Here is a 17,866-nt window from a genome sequence, read left to right on the forward strand (position 1 = left end):
TTCTTGTGACAACAACATTATTCGTAAGCCAGCGCCTCACGCACCGACATTCGGGTCGCTGCGCGGGCCGGCAACACACTGGCTACCAGGGCAAAGATCATCACCACCCCCAGCCACATCCAGATCGCCGGGAGTGAATAACTCCAGATCAGGGGAACATTCAACAGCGCTTTACCAAAGTTGTAGGCCAGCGCATAGCTCATCGGGATGGAGAGTAAGACCCCGGCCAGCCACGCCAGCAGCGCCATTGTCAAGCTCTCGGTGATCACCAGTTCGCGGATGGCGTCGTCATCAGCACCGATAGCGCGCAAAATGCCAATCTCGCGGGTACGTTCAAGGACATTGATGCTCAGCGTACCGGTCAACCCCAACACCCCAACCGTACCGATAATCAGGGCCATGATCGAGATAGCACCGGTTGCCAGATTAAAGCGCTCTTCCAGAATACGCCGTTCATCGCTCATGGTGCGAATCAGGCGCAGACGAATGTCATACGCTGTCAACTGCTGCTCAATCGCCCTGGCAGCAGCGGCGTGGCTGAGGGGATCATGCCCGATGGTGGCAACCCGCAAGGTATCGGTGCGGCCTACCCCACCATATTCGGTCGTAAAGGCATCGAGATCGACATAGGCCTGGGCAGGCATGGTTGGCGGCGTGAAGACCTCGATCAAACCAACCAGACGCCACTGCGATTCGTGACCGTTGATCGAGAGCGTGACCCAATCACCGACGCGCAGGTACGGTTCTTTCATCAGGATATTCGTCGAGAAGACCACTTCGCGCACCCCTGGCCCGGCCAGCCAACGCCCTTCGCTCAAGCGGGGACGGAAGAAATCGGTATCCGCCGGCAACGCCCGCAACGCCAGCTCCTCGCCATCGGTACCATCGGGACGAACCGGAAAGGCCAAAGCGCGTTGGGTACTCTCCACTCTGGTCACCGCCGGGATCGCGGCGATCAGCGGGCTGACACGCTCGATCCGGTATGGATGCGCCAGTTGTACTTCAAGATCGTAATTCAGACTCGACAGACTTGCTTCGAGCGTGGTGAAGAGCGAAGTACGTTGCGTCATCACCGTAATCAAGACACTGCCACCCAGCGCCAGCGCAATCAAGGTGCGGAACAGCCTGGCCCGTTGCCGAAACGCATTGCGCAGCGCCAGGAGCGTTGGCCGGCGAAGGTAGGTGCCAAAGGCGCGAGTGATCATAGTAACCACTCGCGGTGGTGGTGGCGGTGCTGTTTCACCGCTCAACAACACGCGGACCGGGCGACGCAAAGCACTACGAATCGGCCAGAGCGAGGTCAGTACCGGCACTGCCAGCCCCGCCACAATCTGAAGCAGCAGGATGTCACCACTCACCAGAGGCCAGGGGAGATCGATATTCAACTGACTGCCTAAAAACGCGGCAAAGCCCTGCGTTGCCAGCAAACCGGTCGGAACAGCCAGAACCAGTGCCAGCAGGCCGAACAAGGCTGCGGTTGCCGTGTACATGAGTGCCAGTGTGCGCGGCCCGGCGCCAATGGCAGCCATCACCCCAAGCTGGCGCGTCTGCTGATTGAGAATGGCGCTGATCGTGTTGATACTGAGAAAACTACTGGCAACCAGCGCCAGCAGGCCGACAATGGTCATCAGGACGGTAATCACCGGCAAGAGCGCCTCTGCCGGATGCTGTAACGGTGGTGGCACATAGGTTTGCAACACCGGATGCCCGCTGCGCTCAAGCAGGCGTTCAACGGCCTGGGTCATGTCGTGGATCGTCGCCAGATCACGCCGATCACCGTTGACCACCAGGTACAACTGGTTGTATCCAGTCGGGCCACCCAGCCAGCGCAGCGTCTCTTCGTTCATGTAGATGAACGACTGCGCCGTTAAAACGGCCAGCGGCGTACTCAGATCATGGATCGTACCGGCAATCGGCATCGTCCGTTCGCCAATTCCCGGCAGTTCAACGACCACCTCTGCGCCAATGGTGGCACCGATGCGGGATAGCGAAGCACGCTCAAAGAGCAGCGCTCGATCAGGCGGTGGCCATGATCCGGCCTGGGGACGAACAATCCCAATCCGCCGCTGACCATCATCGGGCAAGACGGTGATCAGGGCGTCTTCCCAACGGCCAGCACTGAGCTGGATGCGGGCCGGTACCACTCGCCGACCCTCGGCTATCGCCACGCCGGGCAACCGGGCAACGGCTTCGACCAGATCGTCATCGAAGGTAGTGGTGGTGATAATCGCACTCGCCGGATCAATAGCCAGAAAACTCCGCCGCAACTCGCGCTCGATGACCGTGCGCGTGGTGAGAATGACGCCGAAGGCGAAGACGCCTACCGCGATGGAAAGGACGACCAGGATGGTGCGGGTGGGGGTTGCCCGCAGGTCGCGCCAGATTTTGTGCCAACGAGGACTGATCATAGGCCGTTCTCGCTTGATCGAATTGTCAGGAGTATAGCACATATTGACTGATCGGTCAATCAAAAAAGATGACGATTTACTGGTGTTTTGCGTCACGGCCAGGGCGATCAGGTTCTACCGAGCCGAATGCTCAGGCCGGTGTAGCGGCGTTCAACATTGGCTGCGGCAATCGCCACCTCAACCGCTCGCCGATCACCAACGATCACGACAAGCTGGCGAGCGCGGGTCACTGCGGTGTAGATCAGGTTACGTTGCAGCAGTGGCTGATGGGACAGCAGGAGGGGAAGGACGACAACCGGGTATTCACTTCCCTGGCTTTTGTGGACGCTGAGGGCGTAAGCCAGGGTGAGATCATCGAGATCGAGACCGTTGTAACGGATGGTTCGACCATCCTCAAAGCGCACCATAACTGTTGGCCCGGTGGGATCAACCGCGACAATCTCACCAACATCACCGTTGTAGACATCCCGATCATAATCGTTCCGCTGCTGGATGACGCGATCCCCTACCCGAAAGATGGTAGCGCCACTGTGGTATTCGGCGACACCGGGGCGCGGTGGGTTCAACGCTGCCTGCAATGCTGCATTGAGGGCCGCAACTCCGGCCACCCCTTTGTGGGTTGGACTGAGCACCTGAATATCACGACGAGGATCAAATCCAAACCGACGCGGGATGCGTTCTACCACCAGCTCTACGGTCAGCGCCGCACACCGTTCGGGTGTTGCAGCTGCAAAGAAGTAGAAATCATCGTGCGCACCCCATTCGGGAAGGTGGCCTTCGTTGATCCGTCGCGCATTGGCGGCAATCCCACTGCCGGCAGCCTGGCGAAAGATCGCATCGAGATGCACCCGCGGCACAACCCCACTCTCGATCACATCACCAAGCACACGGCCAGGGCCAACACTCGGCAATTGATCGGCATCCCCCACGATGACCAGATGCGCACCGGCTGGGATCGCCTTCAGGAGCTGATTGGCCAGCACAATATCGAGCATACTGGCTTCATCGATCACCAGGAGGTCACAGTCGAGGGGATATTCGGCGTTGCGGCGAAATGTTCCATCAGGGCCATATTCAAGCAGACGGTGAATAGTGCGGGCTTCCAGGCCGGTCGCCTCGCTCAAGCGCCGGGCTGCCCGTCCGGTCGGTGCCGCCAGCAGCGGACGATAGCCTCTGGCCTGTAAAAGCATGACCAGCGCACGCAGGCTGGTGGTTTTGCCCGTCCCCGGCCCACCGGTGAGCAACATGACCGGTGTGGTCAGCGCCGTCTGTACCGCACGGCGCTGTTGATCGCTGAGATTGATCCCACGCCGTTCGGCAAGATGGGCAAACACCAGGTTCCAGCGGCTAGGTGCATAGCGTGCAGCCAGGGACGAGCGTTGCTGGATCAGGCGGCGAATGGCGTTGGCAACCCCAATCTCGGCAAATGCCAGCGGCGGCAGGTAGATCGGGTAGCGATCAGGGTCGGGATCGGCCACAATTGGATCGCGCCAAAGCTGATTGGTTGCCACCATCTGCGTAAACACATCCGTCACCGCAGCAGTCGTCACTGAAAGCAGGCTGGCAGCGCGTCTGGTCAGTTCACCGGCGGGCAGGTAACAATGCCCTTCGTCGGAAGCCTGTGCCAGCGTATAACGCAGCCCGGCAGCGATCCGCTGCGGATCATCGCGGGCAATGCCGAGACCGGCGGCAATGGCGTCAGCGGTACGAAACCCAACCCCATCAACTTCATCGGCCAGACGGTACGGTTCCTGTTGCACCACTCGCAAAGCGTCATCGCCGTAATGCCGGTAGATACGAACGGCAACCCCGGTAGGCAGACCCAGGTCCTGCAGGAGTAACATCAGGTCTTTGATACGCTGCTGCGCCCGCCATGCCTCGGCGATCAGCACGGCCTTCTTCCGCCCCAGACCGGGGACTTCGCTCAGACGCTCCGGTTCGCGATCCAGCACCTCTAAGGTGTACTTGCCAAAGGTTTCAGTGATCCGTTTGGCGAGGACCGGCCCGACACCCTTGATCAAGCCGCTGCCCAGATAGCGGCGAATACCATCAACCGTGGCTGGCAGACGGCTCCGGTAGCGCTGGACGTGAAACTGCCGGCCATGGGTCGGGTGATCGCGCCATTCACCTTCGAGACTGAGTTGTTCACCGGGCTGTACGCCCGGCAGGTTGCCGACAATTGTCACCGTGTGACGTTTGCCAAGCGGACGAAGTTGGGCCACGGTGTAGCCATCGCTCTCACTCTGAAAGGTGATCCGTTCGAGGGTGCCGTCAAGCTGCTGCATAAATGTATCGCTTGTTTGGCGTGCGGTTCAGGTCGGCAAACGACTCTCTGCCCGCACGTCCGGTGTTGATGATGTCTGGCATTCACAATTATAGCGAAGCTACCTGAGTGCGCGAGCGTGTGACCCTACCTTTTGGTTGTCCCCGTGCTGAAGTGGCACCGACAAGCCGCTTGGGGTTGTCGCCAGATCATCTGCATTGGGGTGTGTTGTCAGGGGCGGAGAATGCCTCACCCCCGATCCCGCTCCCGCTGGGGTGCTATACATTACCCATACCTGGTGTCAACCACGTGCGTATCAGCAGGTATGATCGCCATAGGTGCTGTTGTGGGCGACTGGCCCGGTGACAGTGCACCGTTCCAATCGTGCCAGCACGTGCTGGATGGATTGCCGTACCCGCTCGTTATGCGCGTGTCGCAGGGTTTGGAGTGCGGCAGCTATGCTGCCGCGCCAGCCGCACTCACGATCCGGCGCGGATTGCAGCGGACTCCCGTGCCAGTACGTGACTCTGATGATGGGGATGGCTGAACGCAGGCCGGCAGCCTGCCCCACAGCGTGCTCGTGCCGGTGGTGTGTAGAGGCGGGTTCGTAGGGGCGGGTTGAGAACCCGCCCCTACGAACGGTACCTGTACCGTTCACCTGACCATCCAAGAGATGCGGTGAATGGGAATGTCTTGCATCGCGTGCAATGGAATGGATGGTTGTTCAGATGTGATCGCAGCCGCTACGCGCCCCGCTCCCACGCAGCGCTATGCCTTACCCATACCCAGGTAGTCACCTTCTTCGCTGATGAGCAGCACCTGTCTCATTGTGCGCGATCCCGGGCACTATCGCGTTGCATCGCTGTCGCGTGGGTCGCACGTCACGCATGGGCAGCGGATGGTCGCAGTGGTGGCGGCGGTAGACGGTGTATCAGACCACGGAGCAGGCTTCCAGCCTGCCCCACGTAAAGCCTGCGCCACAGGGAGCACTTGTAGCCCGGCCTAACGCAGCGTGACATGTGGGTAATGCATAGCCCCAGCGGGGGGAGGTTGGGATGAGGGACACCGCGCCTCACTCCTGCCAGGTGAGGCACAGTATCAGGATGATACCGAACCGGCGTGCCCTGACTGCTGTCACACCAGATGTACGATCACTCATGACGCACAATATGCGGTGTGGGGCGACCGTACAGCACGGCCACCAGGTTTTCGGCGGCCAGTGTCGCCATGCGCAATCGCGTGGTCACTGTGGCACTGCCGACGTGCGGGGTCAACACCACATTGGGGACGGTAAGCAGTGGATGGTCTGGGCCAATTGGCTCGCGTTCAAAGACATCCAGCCCGGCGGCCCATGGCCTGCCGGCGCGTAACGCGGCCACCAGGTCGTCTTCGCGCACCAGCGGCCCACGCGCCACGTTGACGAAGATAGAGGTTGGCTTCATGCGGGCAAACTGCGCGGCCCCAAACATCCCCCGCGTCTCGGCGGTGAGCGGTGCCGTTACCACGACCACATCACTCTCGCTCAGCAGATCGTCCAGCGTGCGATACTCCGCCCCGATCTCGGCTTCGAGGGTCGGATTGCGCCGCCGATTGTGATAGCGCAACTGCATCGCAAACCCGCGCCCGCGCCGCAACACCGCCTGCCCGATCCGTCCGGCACCGACCACACCCAACACCCGGCCATAGATGTCCTGGCCGACCATTTGGAGCGGATACCAGGGACCCCATTCTCCCCGCTCGATCATCTTCTGGCCTTCAACAACCCGCCGCGCTGCGGCCAGCAGCAACGCCCAGGCCAGATCGGCGGTTGTCTCGGTCAACACATCGGGCGTGTTGGTGAGCGTAATCCCTCGTGCGGCCAGCGCAGCCCGGTCAATATTGTCGTAACCGACCGCCATAATCGACACCGCCCGCAGATGAGGAGCGGCGGCCACGACCTCGCTATCAATCCGATCAGTAATCAGGCAAAGCAGGCCCTCGACCATGGCAACACCCCGCAACAATTCATCGCGCGGGATCGGGGTTTCCACGTTATCCCACAGCGATACAGCACAGTGTTCGTGGAGAATAGCCATCGCCGGCTCAGGCAGGCGCCGGGTAACAAAGACACGAGGTTTGGCTGTGCGCTCCATTGATCACCCTTTACCGACCAGAATGGCGTGAACCTGGGGTGGGCCGTGAATACCCAGTGAGAGGGTCATTTCAATGTCGGCGGTACGCGACGGGCCGGTAATGAAGGTCAGGTTGCTGGTAGGGCCAAAAATCTCGTCGCCATAGCGCTGTGCCAGCAAGGCCAGCGCTTCGCCGAGACCGCGTACCAGTTGGTGTTCAAACACAATCGCGATATGACAGGGCGCGAGCAACGATGCCAGCCGGTGCCGACCAGGGCCGTGACGGAGCAGCATCGTCCCGCTTTCGGCAATCGCCAGCTCGACCCCGGAAAGACAGACCGGTACCGGCTCCAGCTCTTGCAGGCGCGACTGCCGAACGTCGCCACGGATGTTCGTGACGGCGGGTACCACACCACGAGCGCTCAGTAATGCTGATAAACCGGGTAGACCGATCTGGTTGATGTCCCAGCCGATCACCTGACTGGCCTGATTCTCTTCCAGTAACCGCTCGATGATGTCCAGCGCATCTTCAGCGGTAGCGACCCGGTAGGCTTTCCCCTCAAGCCTGGTCAGCTCAATGACAAATTGTTCGGCCAGATCGCCTTGTGGCGGCAGAACGAACGGTGGCGGTTCATGCGGTGCACGGGTGGCTTCGGCCAGAAGCTGTGGCCGGTTCGCGTGCAAACTGGTGCGAATATTGGCAAGAATCTGATCTCGGCTCATGCCTGTGCTCCAATCGGGCGTTCGTAAAACAGCGACAGCGGATCATCGGTGTACGGGCCAAAAGGGCCAATCCGGTAAAAACCGGCCTTTTCGTAACACCGGATGGCCGCATCTTGCAAAATACCGGTCTCCAGCCGGAGCAGGCGGCACTGGCGTTCCGCTGCAAAGCTGATTAGATGATTGATCAACCGACCGGCCAGCCCCATCCCCCGAAAAGCCGGTCGCACATACATCCGTTTCAGTTCGCCGTAGTCCGGGTAGAACTGAATCCCCCCACACCCGGCGGCTTCACCGTTAACCCGCACGACGAAAAAGGCAACACCTGCGGCGATCAACTGCTCAACGCTATACCCGTGCTGGCTTTCTGGTGGGTAGAGCGGTTCCAGCTCCGCTTCCAGTTCACCGATCAGAGCCAGGGCATCACTGCTATCAGGTCGTTCGGCCTGGATGGTGATCTCCATACGCATATCAGGCTTGTTCCTCATTCCGGCGCTGCTTCTGGCGTTCGGCCCACAATTCACGAAACGTTTTCGGTGGTGGTGCAGGAAAATCGCGTTGCTGCGTCCACAAATGCAAGGGTGGTGGCAAGCGACGAAAACGACCTTTCCGCGCCAGAATCCGGCTAAAGAAACGCGCCGCCTTGCCACTGGCGCGATACAGCGCCGGATGGGTCATCGTCAGGGTATAGCCACTAATCGCCGCTTTTTCAATCGGATTCGCCTTCCCCGCCTTCACGGCATCGGCCCGGTGGCGTAACAGCATATCGGGGATAGCGATCCGCACCGGACAAACCTCCTGGCACGCCCCGCAGAGCGAGCTGGCCTGCGGCAACAGATAGGCGTCGGGAAGATCGGGTTGCAGCAGGGGCGTAAGAATCGCCCCAATCGGGCCAGAATAGACCCCACCGTAGGCGTGACCGCCAATCGCCTGATAGACCGGGCAGGCGTTCAGGCAGGCACCACAGCGGATACAGAGCAGCGACTCGGCGTAATGACCACCCAAAATCCGCGAGCGGCCATTGTCGAGCAAGACCAGGTGAAACTCTTCAGGGCCGTCCTCTTCACCGGGGCGGGCCGGGCCGCTGATCAGACTGGTATAGACACTCAACTTCTGGCCGGTTGCCGAGCGCGCCAGTACCTACAACATCACCCCCAGATCGGCGAGACGGGCAACAATGCGCTCAATACCCATAATCGCCACGTGAATCCGGGGCACCGTCGTCGAGAGACGCGCATTCCCCTCGTTCTCGACAATCACAATCGCACCGCTATCAGCCACACCAAAATTGACCCCACTGATCCCCATATCGGCCTGCAAAAAGCGTTGGCGCAACGCCTGACGGGCCGTGCGGATCATCGGCGGTACTTCGGTCGTCGGCTGCATACCGAGATGCTGCGCAAACAGCTCACTGACCTGCTCGCGCGTCTTGTGAATAGCAGGGGCAATAATATGCGACGGCGTCTCACCGGCCAGTTGAATAATATACTCACCCAGATCGGTCTCGACGACCTCAAAACCGGCGTGCTCCAGCGCCTCGTTGAGATGAATCTCTTCCGAGGCCATTGATTTCGACTTCACAATACTCTTCACGCCACGCGCACGCGCCAGATCGATGATATAGCGGCGAGCCTCTTCACCATCGGCGGCCCAGCACACATGCCCGCCTCGCGCTTCAACATTCGCCGCCAGTTGCGGCAGCAATTCATCGAGATGGGCCAACGCATGCGCCCGAATCGCCCGCGCCTGATCGCGCAGCCGGTCGGCATCACTCAACGCACCAATCGCGCCGGCGCGATTACCGACAAAGCGCGTCGTCGCCCGCGTCAACGCCGTCTGCAACGACTCATCGTGCAGGGCATGATCAACGCGATCATAGAAAGCAATCGTCTGCGCCATACTGTCTTCTTTCAGGCACACCAGCGATGAGCGACGGTCAGGCAATACCCTGACACACCGTCATCCCTGACGTGCATCAATCATATTCGCCAGAACCTCCGCCAGATGGCGGGCACGGGTCGCACTTTGTCGCCGGGAAAGCCCACCCGCAATCTGCGTCATACACGATACATCGCCGGTCACGAGCACATCGGCGTGAGTTGACTCAATCGCTGCCAGTTTGCGTTCGAGCATGGCCGTTGAAATGTTAGCCTGCTTCACCGCAAACAATCCACCAAACCCGCAACACTGATCACAACCGGGAAGCGGAACCACTTCGGCACCTTCCACCCGGCTCAGCAACGTCCGCGCCTGATTGCCCAGACCCAGAAAACGCAAGCCGTGGCAGGCGTCGTGGTACGTTAGCCGACCTTGAAAGCGGGCACCAACATCGGTCACACCCAGCACATCAACCAGATATTCGCTCAACTCATACGTGCGGTGAGCCAGTTCATCGGCAGCGGCAGCAAACGGTGTATGGGCAAACAATTCGTGGTAGAGATGACGGATCATCGCCGCACACGATCCCGACGGCAAGACCACATCGCCTTTACCACGCAAGACTTCAAGAGTGCGCCCGGCAACCGCATAGGCATCATCACGGAAACCGGCATTAAACGCCATCTGCCCACAGCACAGCAGGTCATCCGGTACGTCAACCGCTACCCCCTGCTGTTCCAGTAAACTGGCCGCAGCCAGTCCAACGGTTGGGTACAATTGATCAACGATACATGTGGCAAAAAACGTCACCCGACGGCGGCCGACAGTCACGGTCTCGTCTCCTCTGAGGCTGAAAGAGCATTGATACCGGTATTATACCAAAACTTCACGGAAATACCTGAGACGAGCAGCGTGCCCCGGCTCAGGAGGGCGCTCCCCTGCTGGACGTGGAATCATCAGCAGTGTGTGCTGTTCAAGGTCATGAGCGAGGCAGAGGCTTGCGCTTCCAGGGGCATACAGGGTTTGCACAGCGTAATCCGGCACTCAAAGGTGCAGCGCGAGGGTGACTGTAGATAGCGTGCCGTGGTTTCTACAAACCAGATGTGACATCGGGCAACATATTCAACGCCGCGACACACGCCTGACGAACGGGCAAGGCAACCAATCCAGGGGTGATAGCACCGTAAATGGTCACCGGCACTACCGTTGGTGATGGGCAAGCGTTTATGAGCCTGGCTGAAAATCTGCTATCACGACCGCACAGCTTGATGAGATACATTCTACCCTTACCCCACCCTAACGTTATGGTATAATGCATGTAGCATCGTCGCGCTCAGGTTGAACCTGAGCGTTTTTTGCGCCAACCAACGGCCAACACTAACGGAACAGGTATGATTCAGCGAACTGATTTACGGAATATCGCGATTATTGCGCACGTTGACCACGGCAAGACCACCCTGGTCGATGCGATGTTGAAGCAGAGCCGAATCTTCCGCCAGAACCAGCAGGTGGAAGAGCGCGTGCTTGACAGCAATGCGCTGGAACGCGAACGAGGTATCACCATTCTGGCGAAGAACACCGCGGTGAACTACCGCGGCGTGAAGATCAACATCGTCGACACACCCGGCCACGCCGACTTCGGCGGCGAGGTGGAACGGGTGATGAATATGGTTGACGGCGTGCTCCTGCTGGTCGACGCGGTCGATGGCCCGATGCCGCAAACCAAGTTTGTGTTGCGCAAAGCGTTGCAGGCCGGCCACCACGCCATCGTCGTCGTCAATAAGATCGACCGGCCCCAGGCCCGCCCCAACCACGTCGTCAACGAGACGTTCGATCTCTTCGTCGATCTCGGTGCCACCGACGAACAGGCCGAATTTGCCACCATCTACACCAACGCCCTCCTCGGTCACGCCGGTCGTTCGCCGCTCAAGCTACACGACTCGCTGGAACCGCTCTTCGAGTGCATTCTCGACCGCATCCCACCACCAACGGTTGACGTTGAAGGACCGGTGCAGTTCCTCGTCACCACCAGCAGCTACGACGAATACAAGGGCAAGATTCTGACCGGACGACTGGTGCGAGGGACGATCCGCAAAGGCCAGCCACTCGTGCGGATTGCCCGCGATGGTACCATCTCGCCGGTTAAGGTCAGCCAGATTTTCGTCTACAACGGCCTTGAGCGCCAGGAAGTGGAACAGGCCCAGGCCGGCGACATCATCGCCATTGCCGGGATTAGCGATGCGGCTATCGGCGACACCATTGCCGATGCCCTGGCCCCCGAAGCGCTGCCGCCGATCAAAGTCGAAGAGCCGACCGTGCGCATGACCTTCGGCGTCAACACCAGCCCCTTCGCCGGGCGCGAAGGTACTTACGTAACCTCGCGCAAGCTGCGCGAGCGCCTCTTCCAGGAGATGGAGCGCGATGTAGCGCTGCGCGTTGAGGAGACCGACAGCCCCGATGTCTTTATCGTCGCCGGACGGGGTGAGTTGCATTTGGGCATTTTGATCGAGACCATGCGCCGCGAGGGCTACGAGTTTCAGGTCTCGAAACCCGAAGTGATCTTCCGCGAAGCACCGGATGGAACGCGCCTCGAACCGATGGAGCTGGTCGAGATTGAAGTGGCGAGTGAATATCAGGGGGTGGTGGTCGAACTGCTCGGCAAACGCCAGGGGCAGATGCGCGATATGCGAATTTCAGAAGACGGTTCTGTGCATTACGTCTATCTCGTACCGACCCGCGGCCTGCTCGGCTTTCGCCAGCTCTTCCTGACGGCGACACGCGGCACCGGCATAATGCACAGCATCTTCTTCGGCTACGAACCGTATGCCGGCGAGATCGAAATGCGCGCCAACGGCAGCCTGATCGCGGCAGAGAGCGGCGTCGCCACCACCTACGCCATCCACGCCCTGCAAGATCGCGGCGTCTTCTTCATCACCCCTGGTCAAGAGGTGTACGAAGGCATGGTCGTCGGGCAACACATCCGCGACAACGACCTGGAAGTCAACGTCTGCAAGGAAAAGCATCTCACCAACATGCGCAACAACCGTGGCGCCGAAACGATCCGGCTCGATGCGCCGCGCCAGCTCTCGCTTGACGATGCCATCGAATACATCAGCGACGATGAGCTGGTCGAGGTGACACCCAAAGGCTGGCGCATTCGCAAACGCCTGCTCAGCTCCGATGACCGTCGGCGCGAGAAGAAGCGGCGCGAACTCGCCCTCAGCGAACGCTAAAATACTCATCCTTTTCTCATTTTTCTTTAACCTTCTCTTTATGCTGCCCGTCGATACTATGGGGCGACGGGCAGCGTGCATCTGTATCTGCACCCGGAAACCGTCCCTCGCGCTGCACGCCTCGTCACTTGCACCTGACATACGACCGACGGCGCTTGAGCCTGCGCTACGCCGTCACCCCGTAGACACCTTCGGGCCGTGGGGAACCACCGAGGCACCTGCTGACGTCTCATAAGTACCCCTCACGGATCACATGACAGACATCGGCAGTGTTCACCGATGTCTAAGGAGGTAGAATGAGGAACCCTACCACGATTGGCCGCAGTGCATCTGACCCAATAGTGCTCTACCTGAACGAAATCGGCGCCGAGCCGTTGCTGACCTTCGAGCAGGAACAGCACCTGGCCCAAACTATGAGTCAGGGTCGGCGAGCAGCCGAGCGCTTGCACAATGAGCCACTGCTTCCCCTGGCTGAAAAGCAACGGCTCATAGCCCAGGTCAATGCCGGGGAACAGGCCCGTGCCCAACTGATCAACTCAAACCTGCGTCTGGTTGTGAGCATCGCCCGCCGTTATCAGGGTCACGGCCTGAGCCTGCTCGATCTGATCCAGGAGGGGAGTGTTGGCCTGATGCGCGCCGTTGACAAGTTTGACGCCAGTCGTGGGCTGAAGTTTTCCACCTACGCCACGTACTGGATTCGGCAGAGCATTGGCAGAGCCATTGCTGACCATAGTCGCACCGTGCGCCTCCCCGTTCATCTCGGCGAACGGCTCAGCCGGCTTTCGCGTCTGCGCCAGGAACTCTCGCAACAGCTCGACCGCGAACCAACCCTGGAAGAGCTGGCTCAGGCTGCCGGCCTGAGCGTAGAGCAGGTCGAACGGGCCGAACAGGCCGGTCTGGCGCCGACCTCACTCGATGAACCGCATACCGAAGATGGCGGTGGCGCACTGGCCGAAATCCTGACCGATCCGCTCCAGCCCACCCCCTTCGACGAAGTGAGCGAGAGCATGCTGCAAGCCGATGTCCAGCACGCCCTGCAACAGCTTTCGCCGCGCGAACGCAGCATCCTACGCCTGCGCTACGGCCTGGACGGCGAGCCGATGCACACCCTCGAACAGATCGGACAGCGCCTCCGCCTGACCCGCGAGCGCGTGCGCCAGTTGGAACACGAAGCGCTCCGCAAACTGCGCGATCCATCCCTGCACCCACAATTGCAGGGTTATGTGAACGAAGAATAATCATCCAGCGCAGCAATCACCCCGCTACAGGCGCGTCGTTGGCCAACGGCGCGCCGTGTCATATTGAGAGTGGTGATAGCCGTACAAATTCCCTCCATCCGCAGCCGAAAGCACCCACCTCCGGCGCGCCCAGCAGCGTACCGCTCCCCTCCACCAACTCATAACAGCGAATATCATCCCATACAAAAATTCCCGCCCCCAGCGGGGGCGGGTTAGGGTGGGGGCAGGTCACAGACAACACCAAGCCAGACAGTACCAAAACAAACCACAGAAACCTCCAGCGGGGGCGGTGCGTAGCGCACCACCGGACACAGCCCTACTTAAATCCAGAGCCACTCCAGCCTGGTTTCTCTGTAGCGCGTCGTATGGTGTGCAGCAGCCATACCCACAATTAGGCACGGGGCGGAGCGGCCTCCCCGCCAGGCACGCCCGTCTACCTTCCCCATCCGTGATGAGCAGTAGGGTAGCCCGTGAAGCAGACTTCCCGCCTGTCCGTCAGCATTATCCCACGTTCATCACGTACCAGAAGCGCAGACGGGAAATCTCCCCTCACAGCCAGGCCACCCCATCACCGGGCATCACCAGCGACGACTCACTGCCTGCAATGACCACTATGCCATACGAGAACCTTCCCACCCCCGATAGTGTAACAATTGTCATCGCACTTAAGCGATTCCCCTGCTATAATCGAAAAAAGTATTCGATACCCATACCCACCGCCTATGAGCCACGACATCCGTATTGCAATCGATCTCCCACCCGGCGAGGCCGAGACCCTTGCTCTCGTGTTGCAGCAGGGTGGCTTCACCACCCGCCCCGTACAGCACCGCGACCTCGACTGGCAGACGATCATGGTCGTGATCCGCGATGCCGGCGACATCGCCGCCGCCACGACCGCCATTATCGCCCTGGCGGAACGGATTATCGCCTACTGCAAATCCAGGCGCGACCAGGGGAAGACAGCGCAGGGCACGCTGCGCCGCGCCGGCCAACCGCCGCTCGAACTGGCCCACGCGACCGACAAGGAGGTGCTGGAATGGCTGCTCAAGACACTGCCGCAGGACTGATGCCGGTGCGGATGTTGAGGAACGTGCAGTATGAACCTGCCATATATCAATGCCGACAAACCACATCTCTGGAAAGCGGACATTGCAGCGTCAATTGACTATTTCAACCGCTGGTTTATAACATTTGCTCCTGAAACGTTCCGATCCACACGCACAACAACAACTGAACACGTCAGGCATACGCTTCACCTGACTGACGATCTGCGTCGTCTTGACACGTACACCCTACGTCAACATCCGGCTATTCTTCCCACACTGCGGATGTGTACTGCGCCACCACTGGCAGTTGACCGCCTCGTTGGCCTGGCAGGAGTTAGTAAGAATTTGATAACATTCGTATCCCGATTGATGTTGTCATTCAACCTGCCCGGCCTCGCACGGAACGATTACCGGTTTTGCTTGAGGCCAAATCCGCAGGCGATGTTGCCAATACGAACAAGCGCCGCAAGGAAGAGGTAACCAAAGTTCACCAGTTACGGGCAACCTACGGTCCAAACCTGACCTTCGTGCTGTTTTTGTGCGGCTATTTTGGGAGTGACTATCTCGGTTATATGGCGGCTGAAGGGATTGACTGGGTGTGGGAACATCGCATAGATGATCTGAAACTACTGGGGTTGTAGTGCCAATGGTAGCAAGTGACGAGAGTCTGGTTGAAGTACGACGACAGGCGATTCAGGCGGCATTTGATGCGGGTAAACCGGCTGACGAGCGGAATCGACTCGGTCAGTTTGCAACCCCCTACGCCCTGGCAGGAGAGATAGCCCGCTACATCAAGCTGGTTGCCGGCGATCAGCTCCAGACGATTCGTTTTGCCGATCCTGCGCTCGGTACCGGTAGCTTCTATTCCGCTGTGCTCGCTGCATTCGGGAGAGAACAGATCGTGTCTGCGGTCGGCATCGAGCTTGATCCGGCATTGTGCAGCGCTGCTCGCGATCTATGGGCACCCTTCGGGCTTGACGTCGTGCAAGGGGATTTTACACACATTGTTGACACGTTCCAGCGACCGGACGCCCCTAACCTGATACTCGCTAATCCACCGTATGTGCGTCACCATCACCTGCATCGTGAGGAGAAAGAGCGGCTCCGCGCACTCGTCTTTCGCAAGACCGGCGTCCATGTCCACGGTCTCGCCGGGCTGTACGTCTACTTCATGCTGCTGGCGACGGCATGGATGGCTGACGGTGGCTATGCGGCCTGGCTGGTTCCTGCCGAGTTTATGGACGTAAACTACGGGACGGCACTAAAGCGTTACCTCACCGATCACGTGACCCTTCTTCGGATACATCGCTTTGATCCACAGGACGTACAGTTTGGTGACGCGCTGGTTTCATCAGCCGTGCTGGTGTTTCAGAAGGTGCCACCACCGCCCGATCACGTGATTGACGTTACGTTCGGGGGTAGGCTGTCGAACCCGTGGTTCAGTGAGCACATACCGTTGCAATGCCTGCGTGATTCGCGAAAGTGGACGGTTTACCCACGTCATGCCTGCAACGACAGGAGCCTGTCGAGTACTGTTGATACGTTCACGCTCGGTGATCTCTTCCGCATCCAGCGCGGCATTGTCACCGGTAATAACGCATGGTTTGTGATCGAGCGCGCCAGAGCTGCACAGCTTCGCCTTCCGCCACAATTCCTGCGTCCTGTGTTGCCCGCACCACGCTTTCTGAACACAACGATAATTGAGGCCGATCCGGACGGTTACCCACAGATCGAACCACAATTGTGCGTCATCGACTGCAATCTGCCGGAACCGGTGGTACAGGCTCAGTTCCCGAAACTCTGGGAGTATTTTCAAACGGCCGAACAGGCTGGTGTTCGGCGTGGCTATCTGATTGAGCGACGAAACCCCTGGTACCGCCAGGAGCACCGCGATCCGGCACCATTCCTCTGCACATATATGGGGCGCGGCACCGGCGAGCGACGTCCGTTCCGGTTCATCTGGAACCGATCTCGTGCGATTGCAACCAACCTCTACCTGATGCTCTACCCGACGGGCTATCTGGCACAACTCTTACAGCAGCATCCCGATGCCGCCGCTGACGTATTTGCGTTGCTTCATCAGCTCAACAGTAATGAACTGCGCGGCGAAGGGCGCGTGTATGGTGGGGGCCTGCACAAGATCGAACCGGCTGAGCTGGCCCGTATTTCGGCATCTGGGTTCGTTGAGCGCTGGCCTGAATTACAGGCTGGCGCACATCGGCAGTTTGCCTTGTTTGAGGATGTCGGGTAAGAAGATGGTGTAGACGCCACAGATGGGTGTTGAACATGAATCGGCATGGATACATGCGACATTCCGCCCTGATTCCCCCTATTTGACCCTCGAACAACCAAACCTGACCCGCTACCTGGACTGGGGCTATGACCACGACGCGGACAGTAACGGCGTCAACCGTGCGGCACGGGCCACGGCGCGGCTGGGAAACTACTGGATGCTCAAAGGTGAACGAGGCCGGCCAGAGGTTCTGGCGCACCTGGCACGCGCCCTGGCCGCTGCCCGTCGCAACAACGACCGCCTCGGCGAAGCCAACACGCTGAGGGCTATCGGCGACGCGCAGCAGTTCCGGAAGGAGATCGACGCGACCCTGCGCAGCTATGAGGCGGCGCTGCCCCCCTACCGCGCCCTCGGCGACCGCCTCGGCGAAGCCAACACGCTGGCTGCGCTGAGCCGTCTGCACCTCGATGTTGACCCGACAACGTCCCGGCAGTTGCTCGAACAGGCACTGACGCTGCGGCGAATGATCAATGACCGGTACAGCGAAGGCGCTGATCTCGGCAACTACGGCATTGCCCTTCTGCAACGCGGGCGCAATGCGGAAGCCTTGCCCTATCTGCAACGGGCGCGGGAGGTGTTTGCAGCACTTCAGATAGCGCACCTGGTTGAGATGATGGATCGGTTGATTGCGCAGGCGTCGGCTAGTGGGTAAGTGGTGGCTGGTGGGTGGAGGTCG

14 protein-coding genes and 1 pseudogene are annotated in these 17,866 nt (G+C 59.7%); 7 read left to right on the top strand and 8 right to left on the bottom strand.

Annotated features, from left to right (window positions below; genetic code table 11):
* Positions 1-17: 17 nt before the first annotated feature.
* The 8 genes from CAUR_RS04295 to CAUR_RS04325 all read right to left on the bottom strand — a co-directional run bounded on the left by CAUR_RS04295 (position 18) and on the right by CAUR_RS04325 (position 10,211).
* Entirely contained in the window at positions 18-2,408 is a 2,391-nt protein-coding gene (locus tag CAUR_RS04295; protein WP_164927835.1) for an FtsX-like permease family protein, read from the bottom strand.
* Between the two features lie 107 nt (positions 2,409-2,515).
* Positions 2,516-4,693: an SF1B family DNA helicase RecD2 gene (gene recD2, locus CAUR_RS04300; RefSeq protein ID WP_012256716.1), complete on the bottom strand. Its 2,178-nt coding sequence runs from the start codon at positions 4,691-4,693 to the stop codon at positions 2,516-2,518.
* Positions 4,694-5,822: 1,129 nt separating this feature from the next.
* Complete coding sequence (locus tag CAUR_RS04305) at positions 5,823-6,803, bottom strand: 2-hydroxyacid dehydrogenase (protein WP_012256717.1); 981 nt, start codon at positions 6,801-6,803, stop codon at positions 5,823-5,825.
* A 3-nt stretch (positions 6,804-6,806) separates the two neighbouring features.
* On the bottom strand, positions 6,807-7,505 hold the full coding sequence (locus CAUR_RS04310) for a LutC/YkgG family protein (protein WP_012256718.1): 699 nt from the start codon (positions 7,503-7,505) through the stop codon (positions 6,807-6,809).
* On the bottom strand, positions 7,502-7,972 hold the full coding sequence (locus CAUR_RS04315; RefSeq protein ID WP_012256719.1) for a GNAT family N-acetyltransferase: 471 nt from the start codon (positions 7,970-7,972) through the stop codon (positions 7,502-7,504). The genes CAUR_RS04310 and CAUR_RS04315 overlap by 4 nt, the downstream gene beginning before the upstream one ends.
* Position 7,973: 1 nt before the next feature.
* A complete protein-coding gene (locus tag CAUR_RS22015) occupies positions 7,974-8,612 on the bottom strand; it encodes a lactate utilisation protein LutB domain-containing protein (RefSeq protein ID WP_242605063.1) in 639 nt (212 codons plus the stop codon).
* 30 nt (positions 8,613-8,642) lie between these two features.
* Complete coding sequence (locus CAUR_RS22020) at positions 8,643-9,401, bottom strand: LUD domain-containing protein (protein ID WP_242605064.1); 759 nt, start codon at positions 9,399-9,401, stop codon at positions 8,643-8,645.
* Between the two features lie 60 nt (positions 9,402-9,461).
* Positions 9,462-10,211, bottom strand: a complete 750-nt coding sequence (locus tag CAUR_RS04325) for a (Fe-S)-binding protein (protein ID WP_012256720.1) — start codon at positions 10,209-10,211, stop codon at positions 9,462-9,464.
* Positions 10,212-10,771: 560 nt separating this feature from the next.
* On the opposite strand from CAUR_RS04325, the gene typA reads away from it, so the two are divergent.
* The 7 genes and pseudogenes from typA (at position 10,772) to CAUR_RS04355 (ending at position 17,842) form a co-directional block, all read left to right on the top strand.
* Positions 10,772-12,613 carry a translational GTPase TypA gene (gene typA / locus CAUR_RS04330; protein ID WP_012256721.1) on the top strand — a complete coding sequence of 614 codons (1,842 nt, stop codon included), beginning with the start codon at positions 10,772-10,774 and terminating at the stop codon, positions 12,611-12,613.
* 296 nt (positions 12,614-12,909) lie between these two features.
* On the top strand, positions 12,910-13,851 hold the full coding sequence (locus tag CAUR_RS04335) for a sigma-70 family RNA polymerase sigma factor (RefSeq protein WP_012256722.1): 942 nt from the start codon (positions 12,910-12,912) through the stop codon (positions 13,849-13,851).
* Between the two features lie 722 nt (positions 13,852-14,573).
* Positions 14,574-14,918, top strand: a complete 345-nt coding sequence (locus CAUR_RS04340) for a hypothetical protein (protein ID WP_012256723.1) — start codon at positions 14,574-14,576, stop codon at positions 14,916-14,918.
* A 30-nt stretch (positions 14,919-14,948) separates the two neighbouring features.
* Positions 14,949-15,235, top strand: a pseudogene (locus tag CAUR_RS22025) (XamI family restriction endonuclease); the annotation flags it as partial.
* Positions 15,236-15,256: 21 nt separating this feature from the next.
* Positions 15,257-15,538, top strand: coding sequence for a XamI family restriction endonuclease (locus CAUR_RS22030; protein WP_287158329.1), 282 nt, complete (start codon positions 15,257-15,259; stop codon positions 15,536-15,538).
* 5 nt (positions 15,539-15,543) lie between these two features.
* Positions 15,544-17,148, top strand: coding sequence for an Eco57I restriction-modification methylase domain-containing protein (locus CAUR_RS04350; protein ID WP_012256724.1), 1,605 nt, complete (start codon positions 15,544-15,546; stop codon positions 17,146-17,148).
* Positions 17,149-17,170: 22 nt separating this feature from the next.
* Entirely contained in the window at positions 17,171-17,842 is a 672-nt protein-coding gene (locus CAUR_RS04355) for a hypothetical protein (RefSeq protein ID WP_012256725.1), read from the top strand.
* The last annotated feature ends 24 nt before the right edge of the window (positions 17,843-17,866 follow it).

Origin of the sequence: Chloroflexus aurantiacus J-10-fl (genome assembly GCF_000018865.1) — a bacterium.
In the GTDB taxonomy this organism is placed as follows: domain Bacteria; phylum Chloroflexota; class Chloroflexia; order Chloroflexales; family Chloroflexaceae; genus Chloroflexus; species Chloroflexus aurantiacus.

Coding starts and splice junctions, on each gene's coding strand:
- CAUR_RS04295 (WP_164927835.1), bottom strand. CDS start 2,408: ATGATCAGTCCTCGTTGGCACAAAATCTGGCGCGACCTGCGGGCAACC.
- recD2 (WP_012256716.1), bottom strand. CDS start 4,693: ATGCAGCAGCTTGACGGCACCCTCGAACGGATCACCTTTCAGAGTGAG.
- CAUR_RS04305 (WP_012256717.1), bottom strand. CDS start 6,803: ATGGAGCGCACAGCCAAACCTCGTGTCTTTGTTACCCGGCGCCTGCCT.
- CAUR_RS04310 (WP_012256718.1), bottom strand. CDS start 7,505: ATGAGCCGAGATCAGATTCTTGCCAATATTCGCACCAGTTTGCACGCG.
- CAUR_RS04315 (WP_012256719.1), bottom strand. CDS start 7,972: ATGCGTATGGAGATCACCATCCAGGCCGAACGACCTGATAGCAGTGAT.
- CAUR_RS22020 (WP_242605064.1), bottom strand. CDS start 9,401: ATGGCGCAGACGATTGCTTTCTATGATCGCGTTGATCATGCCCTGCAC.
- typA (WP_012256721.1), top strand. CDS start 10,772: ATGATTCAGCGAACTGATTTACGGAATATCGCGATTATTGCGCACGTT.
- CAUR_RS04335 (WP_012256722.1), top strand. CDS start 12,910: ATGAGGAACCCTACCACGATTGGCCGCAGTGCATCTGACCCAATAGTG.
- CAUR_RS04340 (WP_012256723.1), top strand. CDS start 14,574: ATGAGCCACGACATCCGTATTGCAATCGATCTCCCACCCGGCGAGGCC.
- CAUR_RS04350 (WP_012256724.1), top strand. CDS start 15,544: ATGGTAGCAAGTGACGAGAGTCTGGTTGAAGTACGACGACAGGCGATT.
- CAUR_RS04355 (WP_012256725.1), top strand. CDS start 17,171: ATGGGTGTTGAACATGAATCGGCATGGATACATGCGACATTCCGCCCT.